Annotated in this window: 22 protein-coding genes; 9 read left to right on the top strand and 13 right to left on the bottom strand. The window is 42.0% G+C overall.

Going from position 1 to position 16,462, the window contains the following annotated elements; all coding sequences use genetic code 11:
- Positions 1-46 precede the first annotated feature (46 nt).
- The 3 genes from BLR32_RS08780 to BLR32_RS08770 form a co-directional block, all read right to left on the bottom strand.
- Positions 47-736, bottom strand: coding sequence for a hypothetical protein (locus tag BLR32_RS08780; RefSeq protein WP_089830713.1), 690 nt, complete (start codon positions 734-736; stop codon positions 47-49).
- Positions 737-855: 119 nt separating this feature from the next.
- Complete coding sequence (locus BLR32_RS08775) at positions 856-1,656, bottom strand: TIGR02391 family protein (protein ID WP_089830711.1); 801 nt, start codon at positions 1,654-1,656, stop codon at positions 856-858.
- Positions 1,657-1,832: 176 nt separating this feature from the next.
- Positions 1,833-2,222, bottom strand: a complete 390-nt coding sequence (locus BLR32_RS08770) for a hypothetical protein (protein WP_089830709.1) — start codon at positions 2,220-2,222, stop codon at positions 1,833-1,835.
- 598 nt (positions 2,223-2,820) lie between these two features.
- Here BLR32_RS08770 and BLR32_RS08765 point away from each other — a divergent pair.
- The 7 genes from BLR32_RS08765 (at position 2,821) to BLR32_RS08735 (ending at position 6,766) form a co-directional block, all read left to right on the top strand.
- The gene (locus BLR32_RS08765; protein ID WP_089830707.1) at positions 2,821-3,342 is read left to right on the top strand and encodes a hypothetical protein; all 522 of its coding nucleotides are present in this window, start codon (positions 2,821-2,823) and stop codon (positions 3,340-3,342) included.
- Positions 3,343-3,900: 558 nt separating this feature from the next.
- Positions 3,901-4,380, top strand: a complete 480-nt coding sequence (locus tag BLR32_RS08760) for a hypothetical protein (protein ID WP_089830705.1) — start codon at positions 3,901-3,903, stop codon at positions 4,378-4,380.
- A gap of 55 nt (positions 4,381-4,435) precedes the next feature.
- Entirely contained in the window at positions 4,436-4,894 is a 459-nt protein-coding gene (locus tag BLR32_RS08755) for a hypothetical protein (protein WP_089830703.1), read from the top strand.
- 58 nt (positions 4,895-4,952) lie between these two features.
- A complete protein-coding gene (locus BLR32_RS08750; RefSeq protein ID WP_089830701.1) occupies positions 4,953-5,378 on the top strand; it encodes a hypothetical protein in 426 nt (141 codons plus the stop codon).
- Positions 5,379-5,429: 51 nt separating this feature from the next.
- Positions 5,430-5,807, top strand: coding sequence for a hypothetical protein (locus BLR32_RS08745; protein ID WP_089830699.1), 378 nt, complete (start codon positions 5,430-5,432; stop codon positions 5,805-5,807).
- A 62-nt stretch (positions 5,808-5,869) separates the two neighbouring features.
- Positions 5,870-6,496: a hypothetical protein gene (locus BLR32_RS08740; RefSeq protein ID WP_143011400.1), complete on the top strand. Its 627-nt coding sequence runs from the start codon at positions 5,870-5,872 to the stop codon at positions 6,494-6,496.
- 15 nt (positions 6,497-6,511) lie between these two features.
- Positions 6,512-6,766: a hypothetical protein gene (locus BLR32_RS08735; RefSeq protein ID WP_089830695.1), complete on the top strand. Its 255-nt coding sequence runs from the start codon at positions 6,512-6,514 to the stop codon at positions 6,764-6,766.
- Between the two features lie 39 nt (positions 6,767-6,805).
- Here the strand turns inward: BLR32_RS08735 and BLR32_RS08730 are convergent, their stop codons facing one another.
- Together BLR32_RS08730 and BLR32_RS08720 are read right to left on the bottom strand one after the other, a co-directional pair.
- Entirely contained in the window at positions 6,806-7,084 is a 279-nt protein-coding gene (locus BLR32_RS08730; protein ID WP_089830693.1) for a hypothetical protein, read from the bottom strand.
- A 1,058-nt stretch (positions 7,085-8,142) separates the two neighbouring features.
- The gene (locus BLR32_RS08720; RefSeq protein WP_089830689.1) at positions 8,143-8,715 is read right to left on the bottom strand and encodes a hypothetical protein; all 573 of its coding nucleotides are present in this window, start codon (positions 8,713-8,715) and stop codon (positions 8,143-8,145) included.
- Positions 8,716-9,000: 285 nt separating this feature from the next.
- Between BLR32_RS08720 and BLR32_RS08715 the strand changes: the two genes are divergently transcribed.
- On the top strand, positions 9,001-9,303 hold the full coding sequence (locus tag BLR32_RS08715; RefSeq protein ID WP_089830687.1) for a hypothetical protein: 303 nt from the start codon (positions 9,001-9,003) through the stop codon (positions 9,301-9,303).
- 164 nt (positions 9,304-9,467) lie between these two features.
- Here BLR32_RS08715 and BLR32_RS08710 read toward each other — a convergent pair whose 3' ends face one another.
- The 8 genes from BLR32_RS08710 to BLR32_RS08675 form a co-directional block, all read right to left on the bottom strand.
- Complete coding sequence (locus BLR32_RS08710) at positions 9,468-9,950, bottom strand: GNAT family N-acetyltransferase (protein WP_089830685.1); 483 nt, start codon at positions 9,948-9,950, stop codon at positions 9,468-9,470.
- A gap of 65 nt (positions 9,951-10,015) precedes the next feature.
- Positions 10,016-12,313, bottom strand: coding sequence for a GH92 family glycosyl hydrolase (locus BLR32_RS08705; RefSeq protein WP_089830683.1), 2,298 nt, complete (start codon positions 12,311-12,313; stop codon positions 10,016-10,018).
- Between the two features lie 150 nt (positions 12,314-12,463).
- Positions 12,464-12,973 carry a dihydrofolate reductase family protein gene (locus tag BLR32_RS08700; protein ID WP_089830681.1) on the bottom strand — a complete coding sequence of 170 codons (510 nt, stop codon included), beginning with the start codon at positions 12,971-12,973 and terminating at the stop codon, positions 12,464-12,466.
- Positions 12,974-13,189: 216 nt separating this feature from the next.
- On the bottom strand, positions 13,190-13,729 hold the full coding sequence (locus BLR32_RS08695) for an NUDIX hydrolase (protein WP_089830679.1): 540 nt from the start codon (positions 13,727-13,729) through the stop codon (positions 13,190-13,192).
- Between the two features lie 74 nt (positions 13,730-13,803).
- Positions 13,804-14,490, bottom strand: coding sequence for a sigma-70 family RNA polymerase sigma factor (locus BLR32_RS08690; RefSeq protein WP_089830677.1), 687 nt, complete (start codon positions 14,488-14,490; stop codon positions 13,804-13,806).
- The gene (locus tag BLR32_RS08685; RefSeq protein WP_089830676.1) at positions 14,491-14,934 is read right to left on the bottom strand and encodes a DUF2231 domain-containing protein; all 444 of its coding nucleotides are present in this window, start codon (positions 14,932-14,934) and stop codon (positions 14,491-14,493) included. It abuts the gene before it with no gap.
- 10 nt (positions 14,935-14,944) lie between these two features.
- Positions 14,945-15,280, bottom strand: a complete 336-nt coding sequence (locus BLR32_RS08680) for a hypothetical protein (protein ID WP_089830673.1) — start codon at positions 15,278-15,280, stop codon at positions 14,945-14,947.
- A gap of 159 nt (positions 15,281-15,439) precedes the next feature.
- The gene (locus BLR32_RS08675; protein ID WP_089830670.1) at positions 15,440-15,814 is read right to left on the bottom strand and encodes a hypothetical protein; all 375 of its coding nucleotides are present in this window, start codon (positions 15,812-15,814) and stop codon (positions 15,440-15,442) included.
- A gap of 322 nt (positions 15,815-16,136) precedes the next feature.
- Between BLR32_RS08675 and BLR32_RS08670 the strand changes: the two genes are divergently transcribed.
- Positions 16,137-16,460, top strand: coding sequence for a cupin domain-containing protein (locus BLR32_RS08670; RefSeq protein WP_089830668.1), 324 nt, complete (start codon positions 16,137-16,139; stop codon positions 16,458-16,460).
- Positions 16,461-16,462 lie beyond the last annotated feature (2 nt).

Here is a 16,462-nt window from a genome sequence, read left to right as displayed (position 1 = left end):
ATAGGTTCCTTAAGGAGGGCGGCCCAATTAGGCCGCCTCTATAGTGTCATCTGCTGCTAACGAATTGGATGATCCGCTTGGGCATGAGTTCATCTGTAAGCTGATATCGCTTGAAGGCATCGGCGAGCATTTCCAATGCTTCCTTTAGCTTCAAGTCGTAATAGAAACGGAGCTTTGATTGAAATAGTTCTTTCATATCTGCTGCGAGATTAGCAGTGATGATACGCCTTTCAATTAAGGCGTATGATTCTATAATCATAACTATGGCACTGGCTTCAAATTGCTGATCGAATCTTTCGCGTTTTTGGGATAGCTTTCCGCCTCTGCTATTAAGATCTGTACAGGATTTGCTAAAATTCCATATACCTGTTGCACCTATATCGTCTGGATGCTCATAGGCATTCCCGTTTTTGTCTTGTCGGGATTGGTTAATCCGGAAAGAGTTGATTTCTAAGTCCAACTGATTGATTAATAAAAAGAGAATGTCACTTTCATTTTTGAATTTTTGTTCATTATTGGATTCAGTCTGTTTGCTCAGAGCCAGGTAAAGTAGAACAGTTGATATCAAACCGATTACCGGGGCCGTTAACCCACTTATTGCCGTTCCCAGTTTATCCTGCTCTATTAGGTTAAAGCCAGCCGTAAAGGAAGGTTTTTGGAACAGGTATACGCCTATGGTAATGACAATGCCGGATATGGCAGATATAAACAGTATTCGCAAAAGATCGCGTTTCATGATGTGTTATGTATTTAAGTCAAATTTCATATTTGATAATCTGGGCACATGAACCATTTGCAGTATACCTTTGCTTCATTCCTGTTAAGTTCCGCTCTTCCTTAATATTAGATTGAGCTTTACTTAAAGTGGGTTTTGACAGTTTTATCAAGTTTATTATGGATGATCGACGCTACGACTAAAACTTCTGTCATCTCTGACAGCTGTGTATCTTCGAGTATTTTTGCATTGTGAGCTTTCGGATTTCTATACATACTGAAAAAACCCTTACAAAAATTCCCAAATCCCTTATGCTCGCTTTCTTCACTGACACTTTGCAGGGAGTTAAAGGCGAGCATGGGCTTTTTGTCTTTACCCAGCCCGAAACATTCATCTACCAGATCTGCACCATCGGAAACGTATCCACTCTTATCGCGTAACCGCTGAGCAACGCTTTTGGTTATTTCAAGAATCGCATGAAAATAGTTCTCCTTTAACCATTCCTCTTCGCAGTAACGAAGGATTTCATGATGCACCCCGATACCGTGCACTTTCTCTTTTATTTTTTGAGACCGCCTCTTTGCTTCTGAGATCGTTTTGGCTTTTACTACTGTCTGTGGACGTCCGCTTTTATCAAATTCAATGCCTTCATAAATTAGTTTTTCATTGATAGCAGCCCGTTGGCTTTCGAATTCGTCCTCTACAGAGTAACGTTTGGGATTTAAAAGCATCCCTACAAAAGCTAAGATGTTATTTCCACATCCATCCTGCTTTTGCTTTTGCTTGAAAGCGTAGTATAGTCGATCTTGTTTGTTTGTACCCTGCGCAGATTCGGAGATGTTTGCACTGGAAAGATGCTGTCCAATTTGACTATGGGTGAGCATTCTTGAAATAACGAGGGCCAGGTTTGTGAGTGTTATATCATCAAATGATGGTACCATTGAGCTTCTATTGAGTTATTTATTTATAAAAATATAATCTTTTTTGTCAGGATAAAATTTGATATGAATGTTTGCTGGGTAATCATTGCCGCAAAGTTTAAAAGTCGAAATGATAGAATCGATTTCAAGTTCGTACAATGAGTTGTTACGTTTCATATCTGAGCAGAAGTGGATGCCTAAAAATAGATAACGCCCGCCGATTTCATCTTCGTTAAAATATGGGCTAAAACATAGCTGTGAATCAATTGATTGGCAACAAATATCAGGTCAAGCTCAATAGCTTCTGCCTTTGCAAAATCGAAGCTTTCTTGATAACGATGGGCGTTAAGTCGGTGAATAATCTTATTTCTGCTTGGAATTTTCCTACCTGACAGTTTTTTTTCCAATGTGGTATCAGACAGCTTTCCCGCATCAGAGAGTTTGCGGATGATGTAGAAGCCAATCATTAGTTCCTTTTCAAAATCACAATAGTCTCGCTCTTCCCAGGTAGCTGAGTGTTTTCTTTTAGTGAGCTTCCTAGCAAACTTCAGTAAATCTTTTTTCCAGTGCTCGCTTTCGTAGATCATAAACTAGAAATTTTTATTATAACAAATTTTGTGTCCCTCTTATGCAAAGATAGGTATGGGTGTGCGCAATCTTTTTGCGCAGGTGGGTATAGTTTAATTTATTATGCTAATAAATCACAGGTATAGGTAGACTTAAAAACAAGTCGGCATACGGAATTTCGCATTTTTGCTAGATTTGTCGCCCTATATAGAGGCTAGAGTACTTATCGTTGACACCCTATGAGCATGGGTATGGTATTCTGTTCTTCTTTTCTCGTCTATTTGCCTTATCCTTTATCCCTTCCTCTATCACATTTGTAGCATCTCTAACTCAAAGGGAGGGAGAAATTATATTGGTATGCATATCGCACTCCGCGAAGCGGGCAACGGAGACTAAGTTTATTGTACGAAAGGTTATTCTAGGGGTAAGGGTAGTAGTTTGTTGTAGTGCAAGAACCTCCTTCCCGCGTATGCGGAGAAATAAAACCTGAGCTCTGCCGTAGGAATTTTATTTCCATTTACCGATATTTACCTACCCGGTAACAACACCCGCCGCTTTATATGGATAAATTGGCGCTTGTACAGATTGTTTTAATATAAACCTCAAAATAAATGTAGTATGATGAAGATGAAGAATGCAATTATGATGATGGGCCTCTCAGTGGCTTTTATGGGCTGTTCTAACCAGCCAGAGTTAAGTAAATCTGATGCAAAGCTGCTTGTAGCAAAACTATGGAAGTCTGATACATTGGCTACGGACTTGAATATGACCGATCGGGATAAAGTGAATACGCCAGCAATTAAAGATTTGGAGGCAAAACAATTGCTGACCGTTACCCGGAAATGGACTATAGCGGATGGCGGTGCAGAAACTATGGCGCTTACTGATGCCGCACGAAAGTATGATCTGCCGGGTGATACAAGGTATCCCTTTATTAAACGCTTGTTTGTGGCAATTAGGGATATTGAAATAAAAGATATTAAGTATAGGGAACGCGAAAATGACCAGATAGCATCTATTGCCTATCGACTAAGTTATAAAGATGTTTCACCCTTCGTAGTGCTGGATGGTGGGCTTAATCCTGTTGACAAATCTGCGGAGTTTAGATATAATGGCGCGGAATGGGTGCCTGTAGAATAGTTTTTTAATATTGTGCTTTTAAGACTAGCAGCCCTCTGATACAGATCAGGGGGCTTTTTTATGTTTTATTTCTGATGTTTTTGTAGGTAATCTTTTTGTTAGTCAGTGTTTCTTCTCTATTGAACCGCCGTTGCGACGCTCCGTTCTTCTTTCTGTTTCCTGTTTAGCTTTTCTTATCGTTTGTTCGTTACCGTGGCTGCCTTTGGCAGCCTGACAAATTGCGCTGTTTGCTGGTTCTCTTATTTGTTGGCTGTTGCTGTATCTGCATCCGCTTTGCGAATGTGATACAGCTGGGAAAACTATTGTTTTCCCTCAAGGAAGGCAGCCGGGAATCCTGCGACTAAGGAACGACACGCCGGGAAGTTGTCACTGCATAATGCCATTTCTCTTTTGATTTTTTTCGGGCATGGCCCCCTTCGGGACTTATAAGTGCCAAAATCCCTGGTGGCGTGTCGTACCATAGCCTTGTCTTCGCGGCAGCCTTCCGTTTCGGGGAAAACGCTTCGGGGGAATGCGGAAGACGGGAAAAATTTTTATTAACGCTCAAAGTTATTCTCCATGAAATATTTCAACGATTGTACAATGCTTGACGAAATTAAAACCCGGTACAGAGATTTAGCTAAAAAGCTCCACCCGGATTTAGGCGGTGATGAGGAACAAATGAAAGAACTGATAAATGAATATGATTTCATATGTGCAAAATTGCTGGCCGGTGAAAACCTGAATAGTGAAGAGACAGAACAGCGCCGACAGGATGATGAAAAGTACCGCATCATTATTGAAAAAATTATCGCTCTTGAAGGTATTGTGATTGAAATAGTGGCCGCTTGGATATGGGTATCAGGCAATACTTATGCTGTAAAAGACAGGTTGAAAGAAGCGGGTTTACTGTTTGCCAGTAAAAAGAAAATGTGGTACTGGCGGCCCGAGGAAGCTAAAGTATTTCGCAGTAGCGGTAAAAGTATGGAAGAGATACGCGCAAAATATGGTAGCGAGTATGTAAATAAATCGTACAACGGTAACCGTAGTTTAAAGTAGTTACGGTATCCTGTTTATCCCTTCCTCATTTCTTCATCCTTCAAAATTTCATTTTATGTCTATCCAGATTATTAAACCACAAGTTTTAAAGCATGTTGCCAGTCAATTGGTTCTTGCATCTTTTAAAAAGGGTCATTGTTGTAGTGATCTCTCGGAAGATCAGATCAGTTATTATGTAAACAGCTGGGCATTTTTGAATTATCAGAGTTTTATGTTTTACTGGAAGGAGCCGGAAACGTTGGCACTTGTGGCCTCGCCGGAATCTATAAACGCTGTTTTCATCCCTGTTAATGTGCCGCCCTTGCAATTCTTACGCTGGCTGCATGGTATCCGTAATAATATCAGCATCAGCACAATAAAGGCAGCAAAGTTTGATCTGTCTGCTGACCATGAGAATGCTTATTTATTTCTGAATAAGGTGATTACACAGTTACAAGCGGCCATTTTTTTCGGTCTGCCGGAGTATTCAAATGCACCTGAAAATGATGTACCGCCGCTGGAATCAGCACTGTGATTTGCGTTGTCTTTTTATCCCTTGCCTTATTCTTAAATACCTGATAAATACTAATGTTATGATACAGAAATTTCATTTCCAAAATGGTACTACAGCTTTCTTTACTAATAGATTTACCGAAGATGGAGAACCGATTTTAAAATACAATGGTAGACGTTATGCCCTTCAGGAACACCCAACCGAGGAAGAAGGCTTTATTAAGGTAGGGGGCCAAATGTTTTGGGCCGATGGCTCCTACGACCTGATAGAGGGCCGGGAGGTTAAATTGTATTGGCGCAATGTAAATGATCATGAAATTTCGGCAGCAGCAGCAAAGCTGGTATTAACGGACTATCCGGATACGCCCTTACTTTCTTTTGGTTCTTATAATAGTATCCTGTTTACACAAGATAGCGAAAGTTTTAAAGTAGTTATTCCAAACAGTAGTAAGGAATTCAGGGGAACGCTTGATGAGGTAAGGTTGTTTATTGAAAATAATTATTGATTTGATTTTCCGTTTATCCCTGCCCTTTTTTAATCATTTAAATTTTGTATGATGAAAGCTTTAGAAAACTTTACAAACGCAGACAAGGGAAAAGCAATTTTTGAACTGTTTCCCCGGCATATCCCTAAACTGATAAAGGAGCTGCAAGCGCATTGCCAAGATATTGTTAAAAACCGGCATGCCATTGAAAGTAACTGGCCGGAAAATCACCTTGTGACGGCTGATTTTTGGGTAGACACTGCTGATGATACTGATGATATCATTGAGTTGAAATATAAGCTGCTGTGCAGGAACATGAAATTTTTTCTTTTCGAGTTTTTTGAAACCCCGCGCTTTGTAGTGGTGATGGATTTTATACAGCGCTATAGTATCGACCGGATTAACGATGAGCGGTATGAACTGGCCGTAAAGTTATTTTTTGGTGAATGATATTTGTGGTGCGGCCTGCTTTTGCTTTTACCTGTTTTTTTAATCTTTTAAAACTTGATTTTATGAAACGTTCTAATAAAAATATTGCTGCACAAAGTTTATTGTACTTTCCTAGCATTACTCATGACGCGCCAAGGCTGGCTGTTGCGGTAAACCGCCGGATGAATAACGGTACGGCTTATATTAAAGCGGATAAGCAAGGACTTGTATTGTCTGGTAGGCGAAAAATAAAACGTGGTTTGCTATCTGGTGAGGTTGTTCTCAGAAAAATACCGGTACCTGTAAAGGAATACGTACTATCTGATAAACAGCATGATAAAAGATTCTATCCAGCCTATATGACAGACAGCGTAAAGGTTAGGCTAATTGCCATAGAATTTAAAAACGAGTTGCCGCTACTGGTGGCAAAGCTTACCGGTTATTGTAAAGCGATTATTGAGCGTGAAGATACTTTAAAACTTGCATGGCCCGTGCGCTACATACACGGTTTCCGGAAATGGTTTTGCGCTGTTAAATGGATATATGGCAAGATTACTGGTCATGTTGAGATGGTGAGTGACCCAGCTGCTTTTTCCCGGCTTTTAATGCGCGGAAAGGCGCAGGCGGTTATAGTGGATTTTTTAGTGAAGTACAAGGCGCGGAACCGCAGCCGGGAGTTCGCCAAGCTGGTAGATCAGTTCTTTTTATAGTTAATCTTTTTCATCATGGAATACTTACAGGAGATCACTTTGCTGCAATGGGTTGGACTGGTATTGTTGTTCTTTGCCCGCAGGATTAAGCGCACTATAAGACGGCGCAGGTTTGAGCGCACAAACGCTTTTGGCGTACAGGGCTTTACCAGTTTTAACGCCTATGAGTATACTTCTTTTTCTGAAGGTATCATTTATATTTTGGCTTCGGTACTGCAATTGGGAGGTATACTTTTACTGCTGCTGGAATGGGTAGCAAACGGTTTATAAATAATAAGGGCTGCTCTTGTGAGTACAGCCCTCTTTTTTTTACTTGCTGGTTAGGCTTTTGAGCTTCTGGTTAAGGTCCGTTAAGCCCGATTTTTGAATGATCTCATTTGACACTTCTGTAAGCTGTTCGGCAGCTTCTTTAGGCATACTGTCTAGCAGTCCGTTTGTGCTTTTGGGATCTATGCCTTTGCTGATCAGGTTACCGAGCAGCAGCGCGTTTTTCCGGCTGATTTTTAAATCAATTTTAACTGTTTCTGCCATACCCGGCGCACTCAATACCGTATCGAGTAATACGCCCACTAATTCTTTTTCATTCATAATTCACATTTTCGTTTTCACTATTCAAAGATGCAGATGATTCCTGTTTTGATCCCTATAGAAATTCAAGGGGGATTGCTTTCATTGTTTAACGCCGCTAACTTTGGTATTGTTAAGTGAATGTGTTATGGATTTTGTGATGATGGAAGTAATTTTTATTATGGGTTTTGAGCAGCAGTTTACAGCCCTAACGTATGACCCGGCCTGCTTGCGCTGGGTAGAGAATTTCAGCAGTTTTTATTTTTTATTCCTGCCACTGGAGAAAGGTAGGTTGCAGAAGTCCGAGGCCGGGACCAAAGGACAATGCCCGCTATTTTATGACTGGCATCCTCGTTGGCACCGCCAACAGCAGATACCAGTGTTTTGCACCTTACTCTGCCGAGAAGCCCAGACTGGGCTTATGGCTTCCCATTTGTCATTCGAAAATGACAAGATGTCCCCTTGTTTTACAACAAGGTATCTTTTTATGCCTACTCCGAAGTCGTAGGCATCCAAATTGCCCTTATTGGGCAATTTTAGCTGCTATCGCAGCTAAAAATTCTAACAAAACTTTAACTCAAATGAAATATTTGTTAATCGAAACTGCTTCTAGTATCTTTGTTTAACTATTCAACTACCGTACTAAAGATCTTTATATAAAGTGGCCCAAATGGTGGCCCGTTATTTTTGCTGATGGTGAAAATCAGCACCTTAGTGAGTTTCAACATATTAGAATTATCCCAGCGGGATCACAAAAGCCCGGCTTCGAATAGAAGTCGGGCTTTTTGTTTGTGGGAAATGCCCCTCGGGTCAGATGATTCCAGCTATATCACTCTAAGCCAGTTCTCCCTGATGCACAACCACCATATCCCCATTTTCAGCGTACAATACTATTGCAATAGCATCGAAGCCGTTACGCTGCCTTTACTTTATCACTTCACTCACCAGAATGATGGGCCTGATATTAGTATAGTTTACGAAATCCCCACGGAATCGCATCTCTATTCGGAGCAATAGCCCATTATAAACAACAGCCCTCAGATCTTTAGACTGAGGGCTGTTGTTTATAATGTGGTTGTTTATTTTTTTGGCGGTGCTGGCGGCATCTTGGGAGGGGCCTGCGCGTATTGATACATCAGGTTAATTTTCCCATTTTTATCAAACCGCCATGTTTCCTGCAGTTCCTTAGCGCTCGTTTTTCCATTGGCATCTGTTGAATACTCCCGGGTCCATATAACTACCCATTCTTCATCTCTATCCTTGCTTCTGAGAGGCGCCCAGGCATGAACAGAATCGACGACCTTACCCATCTGTCCTCTCACCTGTTTAGCAACAGCTATAAGCGAGTCCCTACTGCCCGCAAACATATTGCCATCAGCAAAATACATGGTGTCAGTATCTGCGAAAGAATTCTTTGAATTCTCAATGGTGTTGTTGTCCCAGTTTTGATACAATTCCAGCAATGTTTGTACGTTTTTCGCATCGCCGATTTCAAAATCCGAAGAATAAGCAGCTGTGTAAGGGTAAGTAACGTTGTCATGTTTGTTCGAATCGGAATCGGATGCCTTTGCTGCTTCCGTTGTTGTTTTGTTGGAGCCGGAGGTGCAGGATACTAAAAAAGCAATCGATACGAAAAGATAAATCTTTCTCATAAAAATTGGTTCTAAGTTTTAATAATAAATAAAGACAAAAGCAACGTCTGAAAAGTGAAGGGAATGGGGTGTATTACCTGATTCTAAGATAAGGATTTTTGTGAACTAAATGATAAAACTTATCTTACATATCGTTGAGGATCAATATTATTAACGTGTAATAAGCAATCGAATGCTCAAAAGCCAGTTCGATAACTGAACAGATTTTTCTTCCGTCAGTACTATCTTCAACATTGAAAAATTTAACTACATTAGTAACAATGATTATTCCTGTTAATCATCTAAATGCTTAACCCGATAAAGGAATTTGCTGTTAGCCTGGGTATCGATCACATCACCTGTAATAAACACACTGAAATATTTCAGCTTCGTTTATATGCTGAACAACCACTCCATGGCATTGCTCTCAAGCTAAAGACAGGAGGGGAGTATTCATTAAACATCATCACCATGAAAAAGAAAACAACTCCAAAAAAGCTCCAGCTAGTGAAGATCAAAATTGCTAATCTCAGTCAGCCCAGACCTAAAGGAGATGTTTGTCTGACGTCTCTGGAGCAAACCACCTGCCCCAATTGCCATCAGCAATGATATAGCCTGATAGGTATCATAAACAATCTGTGGTCAGAGAAAAGTAAAATCCATTGAAATCCCGCCACCATGCATGTTCCTGCTCCAGGAGTAGCGAAGGGAAAACAGGTGGTGTAATGGGGATGGAGCAGGTACGGACAAAGCAGTTCGTTGTTTTGTTATTTCTATATCAGCTTGTAAATAAATTCTTCTATTTCTGCCTGTCTTGCATTTGCAAAGCCTTTATCCTTGCCGATTTTTATAAAACCACATTTTTCCAAAACTTTCTGCGAGCCTAAATTGTCAAACGCAACACGGCCAAAAATAGGTCTTGTGCTTTCAATGGTTAGAAAGTTCTTAAGTGCTGTCGTAGCAATTCCTTTTCCCCAAAAGCTTTTGTCTATCCAATATGTAATTTCTGCGTCTCCTTCTATTTCAAATTTCGCAATGCTACCAGCGATGGTTTCATCAACCAGAATTGTCCGCATGTTTATTGTTGGGTCATTCAGCAATTTTGTGAATTTTTCAAAATATGCTTTTTTGTCCGTAGGGTCTTTAGGCGTAAATGCGGCTAAGTAAATAGCATCCCTGTCGAGCTGAAATTGAAACAAAGATTCTAAATCGCTTTCCATGGTTTTTCTAAGTTTTACTTGCCCGTTCTGTATCATGTTAATGGTGTTTTGGAAGGTTCACGGTAGCAGTATTAATAATACTGCTTTCGACGTAAAGATAATCATTGTACCGAAGGAGGAGGCATCCCGCTTCCCCATTTTTCATTCGGTACATTCCCCATTTTCATAATCAACTTGCCGCCTTTCATCAGTTCCTCGCGGTACAGCCATGCATTATTAAGCGGCTTGCCATTAAAGCTGGCTTCCTGTACATAAACATTTTCCTTGCTGTTGTTTTGTGTAACGATGCTGAGTGTCTTGCCATTGCCTAATTTGATGTCTGCCCGGTCAAACATAGGGCTGCCCAGCTGGATAACCGGTCGCAGGTCGGTAAGCCCTTTGACGTCAAACAAGCCTAATGTTGCCATTACATACCATGAGCCGAGCTGGCCCTGATCTTCGTCTTGTCCGTAACCATAACCGTGGATGCTTTCTGTTCCGTAAAACTCATCGCAGATAGCGCGTGTCCATTTTTGTGTGAGCCAGGGCTTTCCGGAGAAGTTAAATAACCAGCTGACATGCAGGTTTGGTTGATTGCCATGGTTGTAATTTGCTTTGATACCTGCGAATGCATCGATCGTTTTTCCTCCTCCAAAACTGTTTTGTTGGGCGGTGTTGAAGATGTTGTCGAGCCTTGCGTTGAACTCTTCTCTGCCTATTGCAGCAATAAGATCGGCAGGATTTTGTGGTACATAAAAAGTGTATTGTACAGCGTTTCCTTCCTGGAACCCCCGCCAGGGTTCAAGAGGGTCAAACTTGTCGATGAACCTGCCGTCCGCTGTTTTAGGCTGTATCAGCTTCGATGCGGGATTAAAGAGCATCTGCCACCCCTTGGATTTGTCAATGAAGTAATCATAGTCAGCCTGTTTGCCCAGTGCCTTAGCCATCTGGGCAGTGGCGAATGCGCTGTAACTGTATTCAAGCGTATGCGATGCAGAGAACCGCGATCCGGTGGAATCTGTTTTATCTTCTTCAAGAAAAGGGGAGTAGCCATACTTGTTGAAGGCTTCGACATCGAGTTTGCCGGCTCCTACGGGTCTGTTGGTGCCTGAAGTTTCATTCGCTCTGATAGCTTTGTAGGCTAATTCGGCGTCGTAGTCGCGGATACCGCATTGATAGGCGGCAGCTATTGCCAGTCCCACGAAATTGGTACCGACGCCCGAGGTGAAATGTCCGTTGGAGACACCATCGGCAAACCAGCCCCGTTTCTGATAGATATCCATCTGCGAACGGACATAGTCATTGTAATGTTCAGGATAGGCGAGCGCCCATAGCTGGGTCAGATTCCAGAATGCACCCCAGATTGCATCAGTGTTGTAGAGATTGGGTTGGCCGAAATCGTTAATAATACCGCGGCCAAGAAGTGCATGATACAGGCCCGTATAGAACTTCGTTTTATCTTTTGTATTCGGACTACTTACATAAAGCTTGCCTAGTTCACGCTGCCAGACTTGCTGGGCAATCTTTTTTGCTTTGTTGAAATCAAGTCCTGCCGCTTCGGCTTCCAGGTTTTTCTTTGCATTGAGTGTAGATGTATACGAGAGTCCTATTTTCAGTTCGACGGTTTCCTGATTTGCGGTAGGGAATTCGAGAAAAAGGCCGGCGCCTTTGCCTTTACTTTCAGTGGTATGTTCTTTTACTTCGCTGGCATTGAAAGCGCCTACAGATGTAGGCTTCTTGCTGATCTCACCGTAAAAGTACATTGATATGCTACCCTGTGGATCATATTTTTTGATGTATGCGGGGTAGGTGATTACAAACCCTTCAAAATGCGTTTCGTCAGTCATGCGTACCGCAGCATCCAGTACCTCGCCGCTTTCCCCCTGCTTGTTACCAATATCGAGTATGATCCTGGAATCAGAACCGGCGGGAAAGGTATATCGGTGGAAACCAACCCGGCTGGTTGCTGTAAGCTCGGCGGTAATATTATAATCATCAAGTTTTACTTTGTAATATCCCGGCCGGGCAACTTCATTTTTGTGTTCGAACAGTGAGCGATAACCGTTTTTAAGCCCTTTTTCGGCATCTTCCAGGCTCCCTGGACTCAATATCCGCGGACCTGTTGCCGGCATCACCACAACACCGCCAACCTGCCATTCATGGAAATGCGCAAATCCTTCAATTGATCTGTGTCTTGTATCATAGCCAACGGCCTCCCAGCCACTGGGATTGCCGTAATGCCCGTTTGTAGACGGGGCTAATTTCGCCATGCCATGTGGTAGCGCAGCTGGTGTATAAAAGAACCAGCGGCTGTGTGCAGTCCCAATGCCGGGATCTGTATATTGGAGCAGGTTTTCCCGTTGGCTTGCGCAGGAACAAAGGAAGACTATGACTATCAGGCTATAGATATGTTTGTACATTAATATCGATTGTATGTACAAACATATAGCTTTTAATACTGAATGTCAAGGTAAAATACGTTGTTTATCATTTAACGGTTACTGTTGTGCCTTCTGATGAGCAACTGACGCTTGCTTCGGTTCTGGTAATCTACAAACACAGAAAAGCTATTATACCTGGTAATGCAGCTGAACTGTATGATCATTCAGTTTCTTTATTTCTGATAAGTGCATTTTGTATTCTACATCTACATCATCTAACATTGGCAATCCCATACCAAACAGTACCGGCTCAACTACCAGGATGATCTCAGTAACTATTCCTGCCTTTATGAATTCACTTACGGTAGCCGTACCTCCGATGATCACCGCTTCCTGATGTCCTTTTGATTCAAGGAGGGCAACAATGTCCTTTGCGCTTTTATCGGTAAATACCACGTTGGGTCTTGCAGGAGTGGCGGTAGTATCGTGAGTAAGTACCACCATAGTGCCTTCATTTTGAAGTGGTAGGTAGTCGGGGGCCAATATATTATAGGTCGTTTTTCCCATGATAACAGCTCCTGTTTTTTGACAGATTTCCATAAACCCTCGTCCATATTCCTGCGAAAGCCAGTCCGGAACGTTCCTGTTATTAGAAATCCTGCCATTGACCGATGATGCCAGATAAATAATGATTTTCATGATAATTCATTTTCTGTTTGTTAATACCGCCTGTATGTAGCGTTTTACATGCGTAAAATTAAGGAGCTGTCTAACAGCAGGCCGTGTTTGAAATGGACAATGTACAGGGGTAAATGCGACGTCATATCAACTATATACATAGATATAGATAGCAGATTCCTTGCAAAAGGATGGCGGGCAACAAATGTTATGTATGGTATAATGGGACTCCGTAAGTCAATTCATTTTATAAAAATCTGATATGATTTCATATTTCCAGCCCTGTGAGGGATATACTCTGAAGGCTCCGCCCCATATTGTTTTTGGTGAAGAGAGCACCTGCCTGATGATTGCGACAGAATTGGGATATGGAACTATTTTTAAACCTTCTGATACCGGGAACCATTTTACTTCTTCTATACCCGGCCCCGGCTTAAGTTGTCCTTTGTCCGATTTCGCAGTGTAATAGCTGAAGATCATCGGATACTGCCGGTCATTCATATAGTAGGTGAATACCCCCGCCAGTTTCGGCTGTTTGATTTTGATTCCGAGTCCGGTGGCAAGATCGTTAAGGAATTCATTAATAGGCTTAACTACAGTACTATCGCCATATGCGGCACCTGGAACCTCCCAGTTGCCTTTCCATTTGACCAGAAGCATTTCATTGCTTTCATTGGTAATTAGTAACTTGAACCTGTTGATCAGAGCAGGTGCCTGTTGCGATTTTGCGATAGCACAGGCAAGGATGAGAAATGTTAGCAGGGTGATTTTTTTCATCTTTATAGGTGGGGATTTTATGTTTCCTGGTACATGTTGGCGCCGCATGTTATGGCAGCTGCGGTTTGTGGTGATTACGGGTGGTCTTCATTGGCTTCACCTGCAATTTTCGCAAACACATTTTTGACAATTTTATCGCAGTACATAAGATGGAACTCATAAAGATCCGCCGCTGAATAAAATTTCTCCAGTTGTTTTTGCAGCATCGCCTTTGCGCGGTTTAACCTTACTTTTACGTTCACAGGTGTAATACCCAGCAGATCGGCAGTTTCAGCCACGCTGAATCCCTCTATTTCTCTAAGCACAAACACGGTGCGGTAAGCAAGCGGAATTTGCTGCAGGCTTTCTTCCAATACCCTTCCCAGTTCCTTATTCATAACCATTTGCTCGGTTTGTTGATTTTCGGCAATAGTGGGTGTTACAGCCGTATGGTGATTAATTATTTCATCCGTTGCTTCTTCATACTGAACTGAACGCTGATCTAATTTATGATAGCATCCATTCATGTGAATTTTAGTAAGCCAGGTTTTATAAGATGCCTCTGCACGGAAACTGCCAAGGGATTTGTATGCGGAAAAATGAGACTCCTGCATCAGGTCTTCCGCGTCCTCGTGATTGAAACCATAAGAACGGGCGATCTTATAAAGCAGCGCGTTGTAACGGCGTATCAATATCTCAAAAAGCACTATCTCACCATCGAGTATTTTTTTAATGATGGTCTCATCAGAAGCGTAGCTGATTTTATGCTGTAATGTCTCCATTTACTCTTCATTAAGGTTTATACCAACGTGGTGCCTGTAAATCAATTTTCCTCCCATATAATTTCCGGCAAAAAGAGCTATTACCAAAATACCTTTTACAACCACACCGACTTTCCCTGCCAGGAAGGGAGTGGGAAAGGCCTGCCAGGATTTCCAGGCAATAATAGCAAAGATAAGCAGTAGCAGGCCATTTAAGAATCCATGGTATAGGGCCAGTGTTATTGCTTTCTTATTAGTGCGTGGAATTGCTGTCATGTCTATTATACCGGCGATCACAGCCAGCAGGCCCAGCAAAGCACCTGTCCACAGGCAATATGCACCTGCCTGGTAGTAGGTGAAATTGCCCGTGGTATAGTGCAGTATAGTGAGGCCCAGATCCATCGGTAGCAAAGCCGTTGGAAAATGGATGAGCAGCGGATGTACCGGATGGCCAAACAACTTCATATGGAGGTATTTAAATAATAGTTAACAGCAAAATGATAAATCCTGATACCGCGAGCAATGCATGGATAACGGCCAGCCAGATGGGGCTGAATTTGCCTTTCAGATCCCGGAAAAACATGTAAAAGCCACCAATGGCCGCTATAACAAATAACGTGAGGCTGGTCCGCAAATGACTGGTGGGATTTTGCAGTACCTGTACCAGCAGCAATACCAGGGCAATGGCAGCAAAAGCACCATGCGTATAAACGACAGTCCGGGAGGTTTTGGCCGACGTGAGCCAGTTTTTTAGAATAACGAGGCCGACAATAGCGGCAATAGCGAAAATTGAAATGATTAAATAAAGCATACAACTTGTTTCCCTAATAGAGTACATTATTTCGAAAAGGTTACAAGCGGATACAAAATCTTATACTGGCTTCTTTTGGGAGGGAACGGGCGGCGTCATTTAAAATGAAGTAACAGAACAAGCCTGACAATTGTAGACTTGTTCTGTTGACTGATTTCCTTAGTCGCGTACAATAGATGATTCCTTAACCACCTGCCATTTTCCGGATATATTTTCCCAGATGACAGTTAAGAATTTTCTACTCGGTTTTCCATTAAGTTCCAGTTCGCGGGTAATCACCACCATGCCCATATTTTCATCGCATATGGCGTAATGAAATTCGGTCTTTGTGGAAAGCGGTGCAATATTCGCGTTCTTGTTTCCCTGAACAAAAGCGACGAGCTGTTCCTTGTTCAAGGTTTCCACTCCGCCATCCTTATCAACATTAGCTATCAGAAATTTATCTGCATAAATTTCCTTAACGTAGGGCACATCGAAATGTGTGGCATGATAAATAAGATCCTTTGTTAACTCAATTAATTCTTGGCTGTTCATCGTTTGATTTTTAAAGATTATTTGTTCTGTTTTTCTATTTCTTAGAGATATAACAATAGCTGTCTACATGCTGCGGTAGTGTTTTAACGTTAATGAGCAGACGGAGAATTGCAATACCTATGCCTTCCGGTAACTTACTGTTAATCAGTTGGTTTTGGTTTTATTAGTGTTTGATATCCACTGTATTTCGCCAGGGCTTTGGTTAGACCACGAAATAAAGAGAATGGCGAGGGTGTCTGCGATGTGCCTTTCTGCCAGGAATAAACTAATGGTTAATTCAACACATTTTTATAACTTATGGCACTAAAACGGAACGTTAAGCATGATAACTTTAGATGCCATCACCGCCCACGAGATTATACCCGGCTTTTCTGCGAAATTTATTCACACACCTTCTATGACACTGAGCTACTGGGATGTGAAAAAAGGGGCTGTGCTTCCCAAGCACAAGCATGTTCATGAGCAGGTAACACAGGTAGAGGAGGGGCAATTTGAATTGACGGTCGATGGTGAAACGAAGGTATACACCAAAGGGATGGTGGCTGTTATTCCTTCCTGGGCAGAGCATGGCGGTGTGGCGCTTACAGATTGTAAGATATTTGATATTTTCACTCCAGTGAGGGAAGATTATAAGGCACTTGATTAATT

This window comes from Chitinophaga filiformis, assembly GCF_900102545.1.
Taxonomy (GTDB): domain Bacteria; phylum Bacteroidota; class Bacteroidia; order Chitinophagales; family Chitinophagaceae; genus Chitinophaga; species Chitinophaga filiformis.
The sequence above is the reverse complement of the archived record's forward strand: the minus strand, read 5'-3'. Positions and strand labels throughout refer to the sequence as shown.